This is a genomic window from Methylobacterium sp. Leaf94 (assembly GCF_001426045.1).
GTDB lineage: Bacteria > Pseudomonadota > Alphaproteobacteria > Rhizobiales > Beijerinckiaceae > Methylobacterium.
Genome location: NZ_LMRM01000064.1, coordinates 1 through 17,664 on the forward strand (window position 1 = coordinate 1; position 17,664 = coordinate 17,664).

A 17,664-nucleotide genomic window follows, 5' to 3' on the forward strand; every position below is an offset into this window, starting at 1 on the left:
TGTCCGTCGTCAGATGATTTGGGACATTCAGCGGTGTTCAGGAGCGGAGGCTCTGGTCCATCTGGGGTGAGAGGTTAGGCAGCCTGCGCGTGATGGCGCAAGCGGCGATCCATCAGGGTCTGGCGCTTGATGCGTTCCCGCTCGGCCAGGATCCCTTCGCCGCGTCCGAAGTAGACGTCGGCGGGTGTGAGGTTGCTCAGGCTCTCATGAGCTCGGGCATGGTTGTAGTGTTCGACGAAGTCGGCAATCTGCGTCTCCAGCTCGCCGGGCAAGTAGGCGTGTTCCAGCAGGATGCGGTTCTTGAGCGTCTGATGCCAACGCTCGATCTTGCCTTGCGTTTGAGGATGGCATGGCGCACCGCGGATGTGGGTCATGCCTCGGCTGGCGAGCCAGTCGGCCAGGTCGCTGGCGACGTAGCTCGGCCCGTTGTCGGAGAGCAGGCGTGGCCGCTGCATCACCCGCGCCTGATCGAGCCCAGCCGCACCCAGCGCCAGGTCGAGCGTGGCGGTGACGTCGCTGGCCTGCATCGTCGCGCACAGTTTCCACGCCACGATGTAGCGTGAGAAGTCGTCGAGCACCGTCGACAGGTAGTACCAGCCCCAGCCAACGACCTTCAGGTAGGTGAAGTCCGTCTGCCAAAGCTGGTTGGGCGCGGTGGTCTTGTCGCGGAACTCCCTTGATGACGATATAGGCCGGGCTGGTGATCAGGTCCTGAGCCTTGAGGAGCCGGTAGACGGTCGCTTCCGAGACGAAGTAACGGCGCTCGTCGGTGAAGCGCACCGCCAGCTCACGCGGACTGAGTTCAGGCTGCTCCAGAGCCAGGGCAACGATCTGCTCGCGGATCTCCGCAGGTAGACGGTTCCAGACCCGGCTCGGCTGCGAAGGATGGTCCTTCAGCGCCTCGAGGCCGCCGCGCTGGTAGGCGTCGTACCAGCGGTAAAACGTCGAGCGCGTGATGCCGAGCTTGTCCAGGGTGGCACGCACCGGCAGGTGGGATTGCTCAACCAGCCGGATGATCTCCAGCTTCTCAGAGGCCGGGTACCTCATGCCTCGTCGCCCCCAGCCCCGCTCATGCTTTTTTTGAGCAGACGATTCTCCAGGACGAGATCAGCTACGACCTCCTTCAGCGCCCCTGCCTCGCGGCGCAGATCCCGCACCTCATCCGTAGTGGCAGCACGAGCCGTGTCCCCCGACAGGCGCTTCTTGCCAGCCTCCAGGAACTCCTTGGACCAGCCGTAGTACATCGAGGCGGCGATCCCCTCGCGTCGGCACAACTCGGCGATGCTGTCCTCGCCACGCAAGCCTTCCAGCACCACGCGGATCTTCTCCTCGGACGAGAACTGCCGACGTGTGGCCCGACGGATGTCCTTGATCACCGCTTCTGCCGGTTTCTTGGCCGGTCCGGATGTCTGCTTCATCTTCGCTCCTCAGGGGCTACGATGAACCAGCCATCCTCCGTTCGTGAAGACCCTCAATCTGTCTCACAGGTGCTGACGTCGGACANTCCGGATGTCTGCTTCATCTTCGCTCCTCAGGGGCTACGATGAACCAGCCATCCTCCGTTCGTGAAGACCCTCAATCTGTCTCACAGGTGCTGACGTCGGACACTGAAGGAAGAACCAAGATGGTACTCCGAAATCATCCCTGCGGGCTGGCTCTGGCGGCGCTCGTTTCCCTCTCGACCCTTTCCGAGGCCGCGTACGCGCAGGCAAACCCGAAGGCGTTGCCCGGCCCGACGGAGGAGCAGCTCACGAAGCTGAAGGGCATCTACGAGGATCTCCACGCCAACCCCGAGCTCTCGATGCAGGAGAAGCGCACGGCCGGCATCGCCGCGAAATGGCTCAAGGATCAGGGCTTCGACGTCACCGAGGGCGTCGGCGGCACGGGCGTGGTCGGTCTCCTCCGCAACGGCGACGGTCCGACCGTGCTGCTGCGCGCCGACATGGACGGCCTGCCGATGAAGGAAAACACCGGCCTTCCCTATGCCAGCACGAAGAGGGGGACCGATCCGGCATCCGGCCGCGAGACGGCCATCGCGCATTCCTGCGGGCACGACCTGCACGTGACCTGGCTGATGGGCGCGACCCAGATCCTGGCCGCCAACAAGGACAAGTGGCACGGGACCGTGATGGCCGTGTTCCAACCTGGCGAGGAGATCGGCGAGGGGGCCAAGGCCATGGTCGACGACGGCATGGTGAAGCGCTTCCCGAAGCCGGTCGTCACTCTAGGGCAGCACGTGCTGCCCTTCCCTGCAGGGCAGGTGCGGCTCGCCAGTGGCCCCGTGCTCTCGCGGAGCGACAGTCTTAAGGTGACGCTCTACGGACGCGGCGGGCACGGCTCCGGCCCGGAAACGACCATCGATCCGGTGGTGATGGCCGCCGCCACGGTGATGCGGCTCCAGACCATCGTCTCGCGCGAAGTCTCGATGAGCGACAGCGCCGTGGTCACGGTCGGGTCAATACAGGCTGGGTCGAGCGCCAACATCATCCCGGACGAGGCGCAGCTTCAGCTGAACGTCCGGACCTACGACGATGCGGTGCGGGACAAGGTGCTCGCGTCGATCAAGCGGGTCGTCGACGGCGAGGCCTCCATCTCCGGCGCCCCGAAGCCGCCCCTCCTCACCATGCTAGGGCAGTTCCCCCTGACGGTGAACGACGAGGACGCGACGGCCAAGGTGGCCGAGGGCCTGAAGCAGCGACTAGGGGCGGCCCGGGTGCAGCCCGCCAGCAGCGCGAACGCCAGCGAGGACTTCACCGTCTTCGCCCGCGCCTGGGACGTACCGTCGGTGTTCTGGTTCGTCGGCGGGACCGACCCGAAGCGCTACGCCGAGGCGGAGCAGGCGGGGACCCTGAACGCGCTGCCCGCGAACCACTCGCCTGAATACGCCCCGGTTCTGAACCCGACCCTGCGCATCGGTGTGGAGACGATGCTGGCGGCCGCTGGTCAATGGTTGGTTGCGACATCTCCGGCGTCAGGGGCACGCTGATGGACGGCTCTCCCGGCAGATAGGCCTACCTCTCGACCAGGAAGCGATGTCCGAATTTTGGTAGGCGAGGCTGAAAGCGGCCAGACTGGTCTCGACCCAACTTGGTAGTTGAAGGTCGTTTCTATCGTCCTCAGAAACGGACCTTCCCCGTAAAGGCTTACGGAATGGGCATGTGAGATTGTGTATCTTACGCCCAATATTTAATTCCATATGTTATGGACATCAAGCATCCAGCAACAATCACCGCCCGCCGCACCCATTCGGCTGGCAAAATCCTTATGAGATAACCTCCCATAAAGCCGCCTATAAGCGCTCCTAGCAACATAATAAAAGTTTCCGGCCAACTTATTGCGCCTTGAGTAATAAATATCGTCGTGGATGCGACGCTAACAACAGTCGCAAGTAGGTTTTTGAGCACCTTAACCGTGCGAATATCCCGGCTGACACTGATCGACAAAAGTGCAGTCAGGATGACACCGAGCCCCGCACCGAAGAAGCCGCCGTAGATGGAAGCCACTCCGATCACCGCAGGACCAGTCATTGTATCGACGGGTCTCGGGCCACGTTTCGCCTGGTGGGCCTGTATCGTTGGTGCGAACGCAAACAAGATCGTGGCGAACGCGATGAGCACCGGCACAGGGCCGGTGAACAAGGCTTCGGGAAGCCAGAGCAGGAGAAGTGCACCTGACGCGCCTCCGAGGAGGGATGCGGCAGTCAGCCACCCGAGGCGGCGGTCAAAGGGCGGCCATCGACCAGGGTCCGCGAGGACAGCGATAAGATGACCCGGCATGATGGCCACGGCATTCGAAGCATTGGCGATCACGGGAGGCAGGCCGACTTGGAGCATAGCTGGAAACGTGATCAGCGTCGCGCCGCCCGCTACCGCGTTGATCACGCCGCCGACCGCTCCTGCCCCCATCAGAAACAGTGCCGTCATCCAATCCATCACGCACCTCCAGCACCGGTTGTGATGGCTGCGAGACGAGATGTCTGGAACGTTTGTGACCGCTCTCAGGCAAGCTGGTAGCGGGAGGGGGTGGTCCCAAAGGCATGCCTGAACGAGCGGCCGAAATGGCTTTGGTCAGCAAAATCTGTCGCCGCAGCCACCTGTGCGGGGGGCGTACCCGTCCGTAGCATCTGACGGGCATTATTGAGGCGGAGCATGCGTCTGTAAGCATGAGGTGGCATGCCGTGGTGGCGCGAGAAGCGGCGCGTGAAACCCTCTCGGCTCAAGCCAGCCTGGGCTGCGACGCAAGCGATTGACGCAGCCCCGTTAGAGGAAGGCATATCTGGGAAGAGTTCCGCCAGCGGCCTCGTCATGCTCATCAGGGCTATGGAGTGGTCAGAGTGAACGTAGAGATTGAGGGATACCGTGTCTGGAGCACAATTAATCCCCTGGTGTGGGACACCAGCAGGTATGATGCAGGAGCTTCCAGCCGGTACATCGATGTAGCGGCCGCCGACCAGGAACTGACGCCAACCGGTTAGAACGAAGCTGATCTGCGCTTCTTGATGGAAATGCTGGACGAGAGATTTATTGTAGCCATCACAGCACACAGCCAGCTCGATATCTTGACTAATACTTGACCGCACGTAGCGCCATGACACGGAACCTCCTCCTCTCACATGATGGGACCGACTACACCCGTTGAGATAGTCCGCGACTGCGTTCAGGATGCCACCCCTCGCACAAACGTCCGCTTCACATGCTATCTCATCCAAGAGCGGACCGGCAAAAAGCCACCCAGGTCAGACGTTGGTTACTGCCTCAACGGACTGGAAGCGGACTCTCCAAGGGTCAGAATGAGGCGCAGGTAGCACCTCGAACGGTCAGGCCGATGGGGTTTGACCCTGATTACCGACAGGTCTCGTCGAGGCGTTCGTACAACGTGCCCAGGCCGGAGAGATCGATGTCTTCCGAGATGGCCTCATGCCACCGGTCGAGGATCCGAATTCTGAGGCGACGTCCTTTGACGATGTCTCGGGCGGCGTCGCCCTCGATGCGGATCGCGCCCTCCGTCTGCATACCCTCCGAGGGAAAGATCGGCGTCGAGGCCGGTCCGTCGTCGATGCGATATTGGTAGTTGAAGATCGAGTTCCGCGGCAGTCCGGTCACGGTGATCCGCCCTCGGGTGACCTGGACGCGGGACGGGGTCTTCGGCGTCAGGACGCACGTGCCGCCATCATGGCCGGCGTCCAGCTTCCTGAGATCCCAGTTCCCCTCGCTGGAAAGCACGGCGCCGGGCGCTTGTGCCGTGGCAACATTGGCGGCGAGGCAAGCCAGGCAAACGAAGATCGGCAGCTTCACGACGGTTCCCCTCCACCGACTCATTGACCCCCGACGGCCCCGCCGGTTCCATCGAGCTGGTGGCTGCATCGCTTCGGCTCCCCGGTGCGTTTGCCTGCCGCCAACCCATCGGCGGATGGGACTGACCCAGCCGCGAGCCGGAGATGAACCATGAGCGATAGCTACCCCTCAATGACGGCGCTGCTCGGCCTCCTCGCCCTGGCCGGGTATCAGAACCGCGACAAGCTTGCCGAAATGCTGGGTGGGGCCGGGCAGGCCTCACCGGCGCCGTCGGCGACAGGAGCTGGGTCCGGCAGCACGAGCAGCGGGTTGGGCGGACTCCTGGGCGGCTTGCTCGGCGGCCAGCAGAACACGGCTCCCGGCAGTTTCCTCAACAGCGGTCTCGGTGAGATGCTAGATCGCTTCCAGCAGGCCGGACAAGGATCCGCCGCGCAATCCTGGGTCGCCCAGGGTCCGAACCAGGACATTGCCCCACAACACCTGGAGCGGGCCATCGGTCCCGACGTCCTGGCGACCCTGACGCAGCGCACCGGGCTGTCCCGCGAGGAGCTTCTCTCCCGGCTGTCCAAGGAACTTCCGCAGGCCGTCGACCGCTACACGCCGGAGGGCCGGATGCCGGCTTAGTCCCTTGCGGACCGGCGCTCCCGGCTCGTGTCGAGAGCGCCGCTCTCTGTGCTCCGTCTAACTTTATGCCTCGGCAGTACCCCGATTCCTGCTGCGTTCGATCCCTCGCGACGCAGACGATTTCATGGGACACGACATGCCGACGCCCTTTTACAGTCTTCCGAAAGCAAACGGGCTGAAATTGACCCAACATAATCGTAGGGATCGGCATCAGCGCTTCCCGAAAGCAGCCATTCGTCGGCCGTCCGCAACTTCGGCTTGGGGTGGAGGCTGTGTGAAAAGAGCGCTTGGTGATCAGGCTGACCTGACATCACGGAAGGTTGCCCTGAGCTTTTGCAGGACATACGAGTCGTTGGTGGCGACCTCGTAGAAGCTGCTGTCGATGGCGCGCACGATCAACACGGGCACCGTAGCGCTCGCATTCGCGTAAGCCTGAAACTCGCCCCAGATGACCTGCTGGGTTCCGTTCGCGAGGTCTCGCAGCCGATCTCCCTTGATCCGCCTGCCGGAGGTCGCAAGCTCTTCGAGACGTCCGGCCTGTCCGCCCGTCGCATCGAAAGCTGCATCGTATGCGGCGACACCGCTCACCATCCATGAGCATTCGATGGCCTGCGCTCCGAGTGCTGCCAGGATATGACGCAGATCAAAATCAAGCATGCTGTCGGTCATGTCGTATATGCGAACAGTGTGCATGGCCGATCTTCCTGTTCGAGGTTCATACTCATTATGATAGTCTTTCTCCCAAGGCGGGAGATGAAAGATGGCACGCTTTGTCGAAGCAGCAGACCGTGATCAGGTCACGTTGCTTCCTGCCTGTCTGGACGATTACGTCGCCCAGGATAACCCGACCCGCGTCGTCGATGTGTTCGTCAACGAACTCGATCTGACGGCCATCGGCTTTGCCGGCGTGACGCCCGCCGCCACCGGTCGACCGGGCTATCATCCCGCGACGCTGTTGAAGCTCTACCTGTACGGCTACTTGAACCAGATCCCCTCCAGCCGACGCTTGGAACGGGAGGCCGGCCGCAACGTCGAACTGATGTGGCTGATCGGCCGCCTCGCACCCGACTTCAAGACGATCGCGGACTTCCGACGCGAGAACGGGGATGCGCTTCGCGCGACCTGCCGGCACTTCGTGATGCTCTGCCGACAGGTCGGTCTCCTGGCCGGAGGCGTCGTGGCCGTTGACGGCAGCCGGTTCAAGGCCGTGAACACGCGCGACCGGAACTTCACCCCGGCCGCGGTCCGCAGGCGCATCGAGCAGGTCGAGACGAGCATCGTGCGCTACCTCGCGGCCCTCGATACCGCCGACCGTCAGGAGGCCGAGGTGACAGAGCTTCGGACCCCGCGCCTGAAGGAGCGGCTCTCCGCACTCCGGGACCGGCTGCGCGCGCTGCAGGCGATGGAGACGCTCGTCGAGGCCGCGCCGGACCGACAGATCTCGCTGACCGACCCCGATGCGCGGGCCATGGCGACGAACGGCAAGGGCACCGGGCTCGTCGGCTACAACGTCCTGGCAGCGGTGGACACGAAGCATCACCTCATCGTCGCCCATGAGGTGACCAATGTCGGCCACGACCGCACCCAACTTGCCAACATCGCGGGGCAAGCTCAGGCCGCCGTGGGCGAGGAAGCCATCCAAGTCCTCGCGGATCGCGGCTACTTCTCCGGCGAGGAGATCCGGGCCTGCGACCGGGCGGGGATCGCGGTCACGCTGCCAAAGCCGATGACATCCGGTGCGAAAGCCGAGGGCCGCTTCGGCAAGCAGGACTTCGTCTACCAGGCGAGCGACGACACATACCGCTGTCCGGGAGACCAGACGCTGACCTACCGCTTCGAGGGCATCGAGAACGGGATGACCCTGCGACGCTACTGGACATCGGCTTGTCCAACTTGCCCGATCAAGAACCTTTGCACGCCTTCCGAGCAGCGTCGCGTCACGCGCTGGGAGCACGAGCACGTGTTGGAAGCCGTGCAGCGCCGGCTCGACGAGAACCCGAACGCGATGCGTGACCGCCGCCAGACGGTCGAGCACGTGTTCGGCACCCTCAAAGCCTGGATGGGAGCGACCCACTTCTTGACCCGGGGGCTGAAGAACGTGGCCAGCGAGATGAGCCTGCAGGTGCTCGCCTACAACATGAAGCGGGTGATCGCGATCCTCGGTGTCGGCCCACTCATCGCAGCCATCCGAGGCTGAAAGCCCGGCCCCCTGGCGCAATGCGCTGTCAGATCTCTTCTGGCCGCAAATGCGTTCTCACACAGCCTCGGTGGAAAGCGGACCCTTGCCTGGTAGGCTCAAAGACCCTGAGAGGCCGCTGGCGGCTGCATGAACTCGATCGTCGCGCCGTCAGGGCCAACCGCGTAGATTACCCGCGTTCCGGCCCGTTCACCGCTGGTGATCGTCTGCGGCGTGCCTTGTGTTTTCCAGCCGTAGGCGACGATCCTGACCAAGAGCGCATCGATGTCGTCGACCACGAGGGCCAGGTGCGCGAAGCCCGGGTCGAACGGTTTGGCTGGCACGTTTGGTCGGTCCGGACCCTGATACTCCAAGAGTTTGATCGTCTGCTCCGCCAGAGAAACGATCGCCAAGCGCACCTTCGCCCCGTGCGCTCCGGTCACCTGACAAAGAAACTCGCCCCCCATCTCGCTCGTCCGCACGAGCTGCGCACCGAGACAATCGACCCAGAACCAAAGCGCCTCATCTAGGGAGGCTACCGCGAAGCCGACATGGTCGGCACGCTGCACCTGAATATCTACGTGGTCCGTCATACGAGCCGTCCTACCGACAAACGGGGCGTGCGACTGCAATGGGTCATGAACGGGTGCAACGGTAGTGTCTGCTCCTGCCAACGACCACCCGGAAGCAGACCGTCGCAAATGCACCCAGGGCGGAAGGGCTGGGTTCGTTCGAGAACGCCTATGTCCGGAACGGTATTATGTCGGGGTAACCGACTGCATCAAACGCGCTGCATTCCCGAAGCGTGCGTGGCCTCCTCAACTTTGCCGCCGAGGAGGCCGGGCTTCAGATTTCGGTCCCTTCCGCCAGAGCGAGCGCGTCTTCAACGTCCACGCCGAGGTAGCGTACCGTACTCTCGATTTTGGTATGCCCGAGCAGAATTTGCACAGCGCGTAAGTTGCCTGTTCGCTTGTAGATCAACGCGGCCTTTGTTCGACGTAGGGAATGTGTTCCGTAGTCCTCGCGCCGTAGCCCTATGCCTGTCACCCATTCATCTACCAGACGGGCGTACTGTCGGGTGCTTATGTGCGCTTCATGGTCGATCCGGCTGGGAAAAGCGTAATCATCAAGCCCGCCCCCTCGACACCCAAGCCAAGTCAGAATGCTGGTACGTGCTGGTTCAAGCAGTTCGAACTGTACCGGCCGTCCAGTCTTTCGTTGAACGACGATGACTCGCGCCCGCACCTGCTCGCCGCTGACAAGCTCACCGATCTTCAATTTGACGATGTCACAACCGCGCAGCTTGCTGTCGATGGCGAGGTCAAACATGGCACGGTCACGTACACGCCGCTCTCCATCGAGCCAGAAACGGATGGCCCAAACCTGCTGAGGTTTGAGAGCGCGCTTGGCGCCGAGCTTCCGTCCTGCGTTCCACGGTCGGCGGCTCTTGAAGGCTGGGTCGTGCTCTGAATGTCCCATTTCTCGTCTCCCAACCGGCCCATGCCGGCAGGGAGAGAAAGGGTGCTACGAATGTAATCTGCGCTCCACCGGTTCGACGTTCGGGAGCTGTGCCACTTAGCTGCCAAGCTTAGAATGCAGTCCCGCTGTGTCCGACCCATTGCGAACCTTGACGGTTCGCACTGACAGAGGCTCATGAAGTTATCCTGCCTGCCGCTGGAGAGCATCGGCCTTGGAACCACGCCTGAGCCTCATCACCCTCGGCGTCGCTGATCTCGGTCGAGCGACGGCATTCTACGAGGGGTTGGGATGGCCCCGGCGCGTGCAATTCGCACAGGGTGTCGCCTTCTTCCAACTCGGCGGCTTGGGCTTATCGCTGTATCCACGTGCTGACCTTGCCAAGGACGCTGGCGTACCTTTGGAGAATCGCCCCTCTCAGGGCTTCACGCTCGCCTACAACACACGCAGCCGCAACGAGGTGGGCAAGGTGCTCACGAAGGCGGAAGCTCTCGGTGGACGGATCACCCGGCACGCGCAAGATGCAGTTTGGGGCGGCCATCATGGACACTTCTGCGATCTGGATGGCTTCCTATGGGAGGTCGCATGGAACCCGGATTTCATTATCGGCAACGATGGCTGCCTCATCCTCCCCGCGTAGTCTTTCTTCGCGCGATGAGAATGTCCGATTTCTGCCCAGCCCAGCTGTGAACTCGCATCGGTCGGTGTCCATTTACGGGAGCCATTGCGAGGCTTCTATCGAGCCTCTGGAAGAGGGCATCTCCTGGCGGGCCTACAAGTAGCTTAAGCCCGGCAACGCCGCCCGACGTTTCAGGCCGACCATCCAACGGCAGGCGAGCCAGAGCGGGGGGACCAGGGCCGCGGCGACCAGCCAGATCTGCACCGGTGCTCCCGCCTCGATCCGGCCGGAGGGGTCGCTGAGGCCGAGCGCCAGTGCGCCGTCATGGAGCAGTCGCAGCAGCCAGAGATGCGCGAGGTAGAAGAACAGCGGCGCGCCCCCGAAGGTACTTAGAACACCGAGGCTTCGCGCCGGCACCGCCTCGAACAGAGCGAGGAGCCCGATGCCGAGGCCCAGGGTCAGCAGCAGGAAGTCGGCCGAGGGCGGGTATTTGGTCAGGTTGACGAAGGAGAGCGCGGTGAGGAGGGGCGTCGCCCCCGACTGCCATGGCACCGGCTCACCGTAGCCGTTGAAGCTCCGCAGGATCAGGAACGCAAGGAGTGCCGCGCCGCTCATCGCCATGAGCCATTTGCGACGAGAGGCCGGTCCGACCGCTCCGGCGAAGAGGGGCCCCATGGCGTAGCCCGCCGCGATAACGCCGAACCAGGGCAGCACGGGATAGGAGGTGCGCGCCACGCCCCAGGGTAGTTCGATGAAGCCCCGCTGGTGCAGGATCGACCAGAGCACGTAGCCTGTGTCGCCCGGCTGGAGCACGAGTCCGTCGAGCAGGTTGTGGCCGAGCATCACCGTAGCGGCGAAGACGATGAGGGCAGCGCGCGGTATCCAGAGCAGGGCGGCCAGCGCCACCATGCTGAGGCCGATGGCCCACATCACCTGCAGGTAGAGGATCGGTGGAGCGAGACTGCGGGTCCAGGCGAGGCTGACCAGCGTCACCTCCATGAGGATCAGCAGGAGGCCGCGCTTGAGCAGGAAGGCACTAGCCGCCCCCCGGTCGCCATGCTTCTGCGCATAGAGGCTGGCGGAGAGGCCGGTGAGCAGGATGAAGACCGGCGCGCAGAGATGCGAGGTCAGCCGGGTCATGACGAGGTCGGGCGGCGTGAGGCTGAGGTCCATCGGGTCGCGAACCTGGGCGTGCAGGTAGACGAACTCCCGCACGTGGTCGACGAGCATGAGCAGCATGACGAGGCCGCGTAGGGCGTCGATGGAGACGATGCGGGACCGCGGACCGTGCGCTCCTTCGAAAGTTGCAGGTCTCATCGCGCGCGCTCCGTTCCGATCCGATGCAAGAGCCGGCCGACATCGACTGGTGTCCAGACTGCGCCGCCGCGCGGCTTGCAGATCCCTCGCCGCGTGAGCTCCAGGGCGAGGCACTGGGGCGTCTGCCCGACTACCCCACGCATCGCGTCGATAACCGGCATGAGATCGAGAGCGTAGCGGCGGGCGCGCGCGGACGAGGCCCCGCGTCCGGCATCCCCGCGCCGGACGCGGGCGGCGGAAACGTCACGGGGCTGGGTCGGCACCGCGCTGGCATCCTCGGAGGCTTCGTTCCGGTTCGGGCGCATCATGCAGGCCATCTGGAAAGACGACGGTAGGCCAGCGCGGTCAGGAACAAGGCACCTGCCGTGAGACAGCCGAGAGCGACCAGCGCCTGGTGTTCGGCCGCTGCGCGCGGGACGCAGGGCTCGAAAGCCGGCACGGCGTCGTAGGCGGTGAAGTCGAGACGCGCGGGGCAGCCCTCACACACCGGGACTGGATCGCGGGCTTGGGCGAGAATGCGAGGCTCGAAGAACGCACGCAGGTCCCGGCGATAAGCGGCGCCCGACGCCAGGAAGGCGGAATGGCGCTCTGCGTCGGTTCCCGCCGCCATCTCCAGTGCGCGTGCGAGGACGGTCGCGGGTGACAGGATCGCCAGGCGCCGGCTCCAGGCCGCCACCGCCCGGGAATGGTCCTGCGCGGCATCACGGTAGCCCGCCAGCGCTTCGTCGTAGAACGCATCGCGGGCGAGGCGCTTGATCTCGGGCGCTTCTGCCAGCTCCGGCCGGCTTACGGCCTTCGGAACCTTGCCGGTCAGCCAGGCCGCGGTGATCCGTGCGCCTTCCTCCCCGGTGTAGAAGCGGACCTGAGCCTGCCGGCTCGCATCGATGGCCGCGATCCGAGAAGGCGTCGGTGCGAGGACATCGACCACGAGGCCGAGCGAGCTTGGGAGGGCTACCGTGACGCAGGCCCAAGCCAGTACGAGAATCGCGAGGGCGCCGACGCCCCCACGCCATAGGCTGGCCACCAGGGCGCAGGCCGACACCCACAAGACGACGTAGGCGGCCAAGGCCGCCGCGAGGAGGGCCAGCGTGCCCGCCCAACCGTCGAGCTCTCCGAGACCGCCTGAGACGATGAGCGCCAGCGCCGTTCCGCCGAGCACAGCCGTGATGGCGACCAGCACCACGGCCCCGAACTTCGCGCTCGCCACGCGACGCGGCCCGACGGGCTGCGACGCGATCATGCGCAGGATGCCGCTGTCGTGCTCGGAGGAAAGCCGCGTGCCGGCGAGCGCGATGACCGCGAGCGGCACAAGGTAGACCAGCACGAAGGCGAGATCGAACGGGCCGAGCCTGAGCCGGGCCGTCGAGCCGGGCTCGTAGGCGGTATCGTCGAAAACCGTGCTGAAGCCGAAGCTGGCCCGCATGATCGCCGGTTGCACGTCGGACTGACCGGCCGCGAACGCAGCGAGCGGCGTCGGCGGCTTCACCGCGTAGGCGGCCATGAAGTAGGTCATGTAGCCGAAGGCGTCGGTGGGGTCCTGCCAGTAGTTCACCTTGATTGGCGAGGGCTTGGCGTAGCGCTCATGGGCGGCCCTGGCGTCCCGCACGACCCGGTTGGTGTCGGCGGCGGCCTGCGCGAGGGCGGCCCGCTCCGAGGCGACGCGCCCGGCGCCCGTCCACGCCGCCAGGCAGAGCGTCACGAGGAGGGCGGCGAGGATCGCCCAGGTCAGGCGCTCGCGCAGGATCAGGCGCAACTCAGCCTGGACCAGGACAGGGAACCGTACGGTTGTCACGGCTTCAACCTCCGGACCAGGGGAAGGCACAGGGCCGCCATTAGACAGAGCCAGAGAGTGAGGACGAGGGCCGGAACGCGTGCGTTGGCCAGCGTGCTCGCGAACGGCAGTGGCCGGGGGACGAAGGGCGGGATCTCCTCCCAGAGACCCGGCCCGGCGACGAGGGTGGTTCCGCCGCGTTGGGGATGGTCGCGGATCTCGGCGTTCATGCGTTCGGAAATCCCGCGCCGGTAGGCCTCCGCCGCCCAGACGAAGTGGGCGTGCTGAGCGAAATCGGTGCCCGCCAGCGTCTGCGAGAGGGCCTGCAGGGCGACCCGCGGCGACAGGAGGCCGGCCCAGGCCAAGGCTCTGTCCTGGGCCACGAGGCTATCGAAGAAGGCACCGAGTTCGCGGTCGTAGACCGCGAAGTTGTGTCCCTCGTTCTCGGACATCATCAGACCGCGAAGGTCCACGGGCAGTTCGTTGGGGTCGCCGACGCCATAGCGGGCCAGCACCTCGCGCGTACGAACATCGTTCGCCTCGGCGGTGCGATGGCTCCGGAATTCGGCCTCGATCCGGGCTCGGACCTCCCGGTAGGACAGGGTGGGCACGACGGCCTCGACGCCGACGACCGCGAGGCGGGGAGCCGCGACGCAGAGGAGGACCCAGGCAGCGAGCGAAGCGGCGAGCGCGCCCCGGGCCGTGCGGGCGACCAACGAGACGAGCATCGCGAGCAGCAGGAACACCGCGCCGTAACCGAGTTGTGCGGCGATCCAGGTCAATAGGCGTGGAACGACCTGCCAGCCCGTATGGTCCTGGCTCATCACCGCGAGCGCGCCGATCCCAAGGAGCGGGAGGCCCGCCACTAGGGCGAGGGCGGCAAAAAGGGCCGCGAACCGCGTCGCGAAGAGACGTCCCGGCGGAACGCCATTGCCGAGCGCGAGACGCAGCGTGCCTCGCTCGCGGTCGGCCGCGAAGGCGGAGAAGCCCAGCAGGATGGCGGCGAGTGGCACAACGAGCTGGACGATTTCGGCGACGCTGCCGATGCCGGACCTCGCGAGCGGTCCGGCATCCTGGATGGCGCGGTAGACCGCGTCGTTGAAGACATGCGCTTCGACCCGTACCATCCGGCCCGTATAGGGCTCGGTACCGGGATCGAGCACGGCAAGCGGTGCGGAGGGACGGAACACCCACAGCCCGAAATGGTCGGCCGAATGCGGGTTCTTGGCATCCTGGCCAAGCCAGCGCGCGCGCTCGGCGGCCGCGACCTGAGCGACCTCACCGGCGTAGCGCGTAGCATCCCGCCAGGCGCCGAGGCCCGCGACCGTGAGGAGCAGGACGAGGACGGCGCCGATCCAGCGCAGGCGCGCATCGCGGGCGGTGCGCCCGAGTTCGGCCAAGAGGCGCCTCACGCCGCGCTCCCCGCCAGCCGCTGGATGTAGAGCCGCTCCAGGCCGACATGGTCGAGCGTCGTGGGGTCGATCTCCTCGACGATGCGGCCTCGGCTCAGGACCCCGACGCGCCCGGCCATCTCGCGCACCCGGTAGAGGTCGTGGGTCGCCATCAGGATGGCGGTGCCGCGCTCAGCGGCCGCCCGGACCGTGGTCGAGAAGTCCGCGGCTGCGCTCGGATCGAGGCCGGAGGTGGGCTCATCGAGGAGAAGGAGCCGGGCACGGCGCGCGAGCCCCACCGCGATGCCGACCTTCTGGCGCATACCTTTGGAATAAGAGCCGGCGGGACGCTCGTAGGCAGTCTCGGCGAGACCGGCCTCGGCCAGGAGCGTGCGGGCTGTCCCCTTGCCCAGGTCGAGGCCGGCCAGGGTCGTGAAGTAGCGCAGGTTCTCCACGCCGGAGAGGCCGGGATAGAGCGCCACCTGTTCGGGGATGTAGGCCACGTGGCGGCGGGCACCAACTGGATCAGCGCCGGCATCGATCCCGCAGACCCGGACCGTGCCGGCATCCGCCTTCAGGAAGCCGAGGATCAGGTTGACCGTGGTGGTCTTGCCGGCACCGTTCGGCCCGAGCAGGGCGAAGACCTCGCCGGGGCGGAGCGACAGGTCGAGGCCATCGAGGGCCTGGCGTTCGCCGAAGCGCTTGCCCGCCCCCTGGATCTCAAGGACGAAGTCACCCGCATGGGTCGTGACCTCAGTCATCAGAACCGCACCGAGACGGTGCCGGTGAAGCGCCGGGGCGCGCCGGGATAGACCCGGAAGGCGTTGTTCGAGCTCTCGTAGTAGGTCGCGTCGAAGATGTTCTCGACGTTGAGGCCGAAGCGCATGTTCTCGTAGCGGTAATGGGCCAGGGCATCGACCGCGATGTAGGCCGGGAGCACGAAGCCGGAGCCTGCCGCGTCCCCGGCGCGTTCGCCGACGCCGCGCACGCCGCCGCCGAGGCTTAGCCCCTTCCAGGGGCCAGCCTGCACCTCGTGCACGGCGAGTAGACTGCCCGAGTGGCGCGGGATGTTGATGAGTGGTGCGCCTACCGGCAGCACGTTGTCCTTGGTCACCTCGGCATCGGCGTAGACGTAGCCCGCCAGGATCTTGATCTCTGTGGTGATCTGGCCGGCGGCGGTAAGCTCGAAGCCCTGGCTGCGCACGCCGCCCGCTGCCAACGAGAAGCCGCTGTTGTTGGGGTCGGCCGTGAGCACGTTCTGCCGCTCGATGCGGAAGGCCGCCGCCGTCAGGCCGAGCGCGCCTCCAAACAGATCGAGCTTAGCGCCGACCTCGTAGCCGATCCCGGTCTCGGGCTCGAACGGAACCGAGCGAGCTACCGCGAAGGCGTCGGGGCCGATATTGGGCCGGAAGCTGGTGCCGACATTGGTGTAGAGCGAGAGCTCCGGCAGGGGCTGGTAGACGAGGCCGGCGCGCGGCGTCGCCGCCACCCGGGATTGTTCCGTCTGCGTCGCCGTCGTGCGCTCGCGGAAGGACTGCTCGAAGAAGTCGAAGCGCACGCCGAGCAAAGCCTTCCACTCGGGGCTCAGCGCGATCTGGTCCTGCGCGTAGAGGGCGGTGTTGGTGACCCGCTCTAGGTTGTTGCGCCGGATGGTCAGCGGCGGCAGCGCCTGGCCGTAGCGCGGCTCGTAGATGTTGAGCCTGTAGGGGCTCTCGCGGAAGTTCGAGCGGTCGTAGACCACGCGGCTGTCGGTGCTCTCCCGCTCGAAGCCGAGAAGTACGGTATGGCTCAGATCGCCGGTGGCGAAGCGCCCCACCACCTCGGCCTGGCCGATGGCGGTATCCCAGCGGTAATCGCGAAAATTCCGGTCGCGCAGAACCGTGCGGTTGTCGGCGGCGAGGCCACGCACCTCTGCCGATTCCCCGACCAGCGAGCCGGTGTTGAAGTGGGTGGCCAGCCGCATCTGCCAGTCGGCGTCGAAGCGGTGCTCCACCCGGACCTGCATCGTGTCCGAGCTCTGGTACGTGCTCTGCCCGGGCTCACCGAGGAAGCGGGAGATCGGCAGGAATCCGAGCTGCTTGTTGATCGCGATCACGCCCCGGTCGACCACGATGCGGTTGCGCAGAATCTCGGTCTCGACGGTGACCTTCGTGTCCGGCGTGACCTGCCAGCTCACCACGGGCGCGACGAGGAGTCGGTCGCCATCCACGAAATCGCGAAAGCTGTTCTGGCGGCCGCCCGCGAAGTTGAAGCGGTATAGCAGCGTGCTATCCTCGTTCAGGGCGCCGCCGGCATCGACTGTGCCGCGGAACTGCTCGAACGAGCCCCACAGGCCGCCCATCTCGACGAAGCGTTCGGCGGTCGCCTGCTTGGTGACGAAGTTGACGAGGCCGCCCGGGTCGCTGCGCCCGAACAGGCCGCCGCCGGGACCCTTGAGCACCTCGATGCGCTCCACGTTTTGGGTATCGGGCGGCGGCGGCGAACCACGGTTGATCGGGAAGCCGTTGCGGTAAAGTTCCGAGGTGGTCGTGCCGCGGATGGCGTAGCTGAACACCGTCAGGCCGCCGAAATTGTTCTGCTGGGCGACGCCGGGCGTGTAGTTGAAGACTCGGTCGACCCGGGTGGCGGCGAGATCCGTGATGACCTCGCGCGGCGCCACGGTAACGACCTGGGGCACGTCGCGCTGAGGCGTGTCGGTCTTCGTGCTGCTCACCGCCCGGTCGGCCCGGTAGCCCGGGGTCGGACCGATTAGGCCTATCCCCGGGTTGGGGCCAGCACCAACGACGACTGGGGCACTCCCGCCAGCTCCCTCTACGGAGAGTTCCTCCAGCGTGACGGCCTCCTGCGCCCGAGCCTCCAAGGCAGGCGCCCCCGCCGAGAGGATTGCGGCGAGCGCGTAGTGCGATCCTCGACGCCTCGACATCCGACGACGCTTCGCCGGAACGGGCAGGTTCAGGATCGGGGCCTTCGAGGTCGGCAGGTTGGGACGAAGGGGC

15 protein-coding genes and 1 pseudogene are annotated in these 17,664 nt (G+C 65.5%); 4 read left to right on the top strand and 12 right to left on the bottom strand.

Translation table 11 applies throughout. The features are described 5' to 3' along the window. Nucleotides 1–74: 74 nt before the first annotated feature. A pseudogene (locus tag ASG63_RS22645) lies at nucleotides 75–1,418 on the bottom strand (IS3 family transposase). A 206-nt stretch (nucleotides 1,419–1,624) separates the two neighbouring features. Here ASG63_RS22645 and ASG63_RS22655 point away from each other — a divergent pair. Further along, entirely contained in the window at nucleotides 1,625–2,986 is a 1,362-nt protein-coding gene (locus tag ASG63_RS22655; protein WP_244480008.1) for an amidohydrolase, read from the top strand. A 187-nt stretch (nucleotides 2,987–3,173) separates the two neighbouring features. On the opposite strand, the gene ASG63_RS24790 is transcribed toward ASG63_RS22655, so the two are convergent. From ASG63_RS24790 to ASG63_RS22660, 3 genes are all read right to left on the bottom strand, one after another. Next, nucleotides 3,174–3,932: a sulfite exporter TauE/SafE family protein gene (locus ASG63_RS24790; protein ID WP_082559464.1), complete on the bottom strand. Its 759-nt coding sequence runs from the start codon at nucleotides 3,930–3,932 to the stop codon at nucleotides 3,174–3,176. Nucleotides 3,933–3,997: 65 nt separating this feature from the next. Further along, complete coding sequence (locus ASG63_RS24795; RefSeq protein ID WP_162248665.1) at nucleotides 3,998–4,594, bottom strand: AraC family transcriptional regulator; 597 nt, start codon at nucleotides 4,592–4,594, stop codon at nucleotides 3,998–4,000. Nucleotides 4,595–4,841: 247 nt separating this feature from the next. Continuing rightward, nucleotides 4,842–5,294 carry a hypothetical protein gene (locus tag ASG63_RS22660; protein ID WP_056222255.1) on the bottom strand — a complete coding sequence of 151 codons (453 nt, stop codon included), beginning with the start codon at nucleotides 5,292–5,294 and terminating at the stop codon, nucleotides 4,842–4,844. A 150-nt stretch (nucleotides 5,295–5,444) separates the two neighbouring features. Here ASG63_RS22660 and ASG63_RS22665 point away from each other — a divergent pair, with 150 nt between their 5' ends. After that, on the top strand, nucleotides 5,445–5,918 hold the full coding sequence (locus ASG63_RS22665; protein ID WP_056222258.1) for a YidB family protein: 474 nt from the start codon (nucleotides 5,445–5,447) through the stop codon (nucleotides 5,916–5,918). Nucleotides 5,919–6,212: 294 nt separating this feature from the next. On the opposite strand, the gene ASG63_RS22670 is transcribed toward ASG63_RS22665, so the two are convergent. Further along, nucleotides 6,213–6,587, bottom strand: coding sequence for a hypothetical protein (locus tag ASG63_RS22670; RefSeq protein WP_156394317.1), 375 nt, complete (start codon nucleotides 6,585–6,587; stop codon nucleotides 6,213–6,215). 91 nt (nucleotides 6,588–6,678) lie between these two features. On the opposite strand from ASG63_RS22670, the gene ASG63_RS22675 reads away from it, so the two are divergent. Continuing rightward, nucleotides 6,679–8,115: an IS1182 family transposase gene (locus ASG63_RS22675; protein WP_056222264.1), complete on the top strand. Its 1,437-nt coding sequence runs from the start codon at nucleotides 6,679–6,681 to the stop codon at nucleotides 8,113–8,115. A 98-nt stretch (nucleotides 8,116–8,213) separates the two neighbouring features. Here the strand turns inward: ASG63_RS22675 and ASG63_RS22680 are convergent, their stop codons facing one another. After that, nucleotides 8,214–8,687, bottom strand: coding sequence for a VOC family protein (locus ASG63_RS22680; RefSeq protein ID WP_056222268.1), 474 nt, complete (start codon nucleotides 8,685–8,687; stop codon nucleotides 8,214–8,216). Between the two features lie 253 nt (nucleotides 8,688–8,940). Then, nucleotides 8,941–9,573 carry a tyrosine-type recombinase/integrase gene (locus ASG63_RS24800; RefSeq protein WP_082559466.1) on the bottom strand — a complete coding sequence of 211 codons (633 nt, stop codon included), beginning with the start codon at nucleotides 9,571–9,573 and terminating at the stop codon, nucleotides 8,941–8,943. Nucleotides 9,574–9,784: 211 nt separating this feature from the next. On the opposite strand from ASG63_RS24800, the gene ASG63_RS22690 reads away from it, so the two are divergent. Then, entirely contained in the window at nucleotides 9,785–10,210 is a 426-nt protein-coding gene (locus ASG63_RS22690; RefSeq protein WP_056222275.1) for a VOC family protein, read from the top strand. A 132-nt stretch (nucleotides 10,211–10,342) separates the two neighbouring features. On the opposite strand, the gene ASG63_RS22695 is transcribed toward ASG63_RS22690, so the two are convergent. From ASG63_RS22695 to ASG63_RS22720, 5 genes are all read right to left on the bottom strand, one after another. Continuing rightward, the gene (locus ASG63_RS22695) at nucleotides 10,343–11,506 is read right to left on the bottom strand and encodes a DUF1624 domain-containing protein (RefSeq protein WP_056222278.1); all 1,164 of its coding nucleotides are present in this window, start codon (nucleotides 11,504–11,506) and stop codon (nucleotides 10,343–10,345) included. A 304-nt stretch (nucleotides 11,507–11,810) separates the two neighbouring features. Continuing rightward, nucleotides 11,811–13,298 (bottom strand): DUF3526 domain-containing protein, encoded by a 1,488-nt coding sequence (locus ASG63_RS22705; protein WP_156394318.1) that lies wholly within the window; start codon nucleotides 13,296–13,298, stop codon nucleotides 11,811–11,813. Beyond that, nucleotides 13,295–14,689, bottom strand: a complete 1,395-nt coding sequence (locus ASG63_RS22710; RefSeq protein ID WP_082559467.1) for a DUF3526 domain-containing protein — start codon at nucleotides 14,687–14,689, stop codon at nucleotides 13,295–13,297. The genes ASG63_RS22705 and ASG63_RS22710 overlap by 4 nt, the downstream gene beginning before the upstream one ends. Continuing rightward, the gene (locus ASG63_RS22715; protein ID WP_056222289.1) at nucleotides 14,686–15,429 is read right to left on the bottom strand and encodes an ABC transporter ATP-binding protein; all 744 of its coding nucleotides are present in this window, start codon (nucleotides 15,427–15,429) and stop codon (nucleotides 14,686–14,688) included. Before ASG63_RS22715 ends, ASG63_RS22710 begins: the two co-directional genes overlap by 4 nt. Next, nucleotides 15,429–17,591 carry a TonB-dependent siderophore receptor gene (locus ASG63_RS22720; protein WP_056222935.1) on the bottom strand — a complete coding sequence of 721 codons (2,163 nt, stop codon included), beginning with the start codon at nucleotides 17,589–17,591 and terminating at the stop codon, nucleotides 15,429–15,431. Before ASG63_RS22720 ends, ASG63_RS22715 begins: the two co-directional genes overlap by 1 nt. Between the last annotated feature and the right edge of the window lie 73 nt (nucleotides 17,592–17,664).

Bases quoted from the DNA above. Each gene is read 5' to 3' on its own strand.
- ASG63_RS22665 (WP_056222258.1), top strand. From the start codon at position 5,445: ATGAGCGATAGCTACCCCTCAATGACGGCGCTGCTCGGCCTCCTCGCC.
- ASG63_RS22675 (WP_056222264.1), top strand. From the start codon at position 6,679: ATGGCACGCTTTGTCGAAGCAGCAGACCGTGATCAGGTCACGTTGCTT.
- ASG63_RS22655 (WP_244480008.1), top strand. From the start codon at position 1,625: ATGGTACTCCGAAATCATCCCTGCGGGCTGGCTCTGGCGGCGCTCGTT.
- ASG63_RS22680 (WP_056222268.1), bottom strand. From the start codon at position 8,687: ATGACGGACCACGTAGATATTCAGGTGCAGCGTGCCGACCATGTCGGC.
- ASG63_RS24800 (WP_082559466.1), bottom strand. From the start codon at position 9,573: ATGGGACATTCAGAGCACGACCCAGCCTTCAAGAGCCGCCGACCGTGG.
- ASG63_RS22695 (WP_056222278.1), bottom strand. From the start codon at position 11,506: ATGAGACCTGCAACTTTCGAAGGAGCGCACGGTCCGCGGTCCCGCATC.
- ASG63_RS22715 (WP_056222289.1), bottom strand. From the start codon at position 15,429: ATGACTGAGGTCACGACCCATGCGGGTGACTTCGTCCTTGAGATCCAG.
- ASG63_RS24790 (WP_082559464.1), bottom strand. From the start codon at position 3,932: ATGGATTGGATGACGGCACTGTTTCTGATGGGGGCAGGAGCGGTCGGC.
- ASG63_RS22720 (WP_056222935.1), bottom strand. From the start codon at position 17,591: ATGTCGAGGCGTCGAGGATCGCACTACGCGCTCGCCGCAATCCTCTCG.
- ASG63_RS22670 (WP_156394317.1), bottom strand. From the start codon at position 6,587: ATGACCGACAGCATGCTTGATTTTGATCTGCGTCATATCCTGGCAGCA.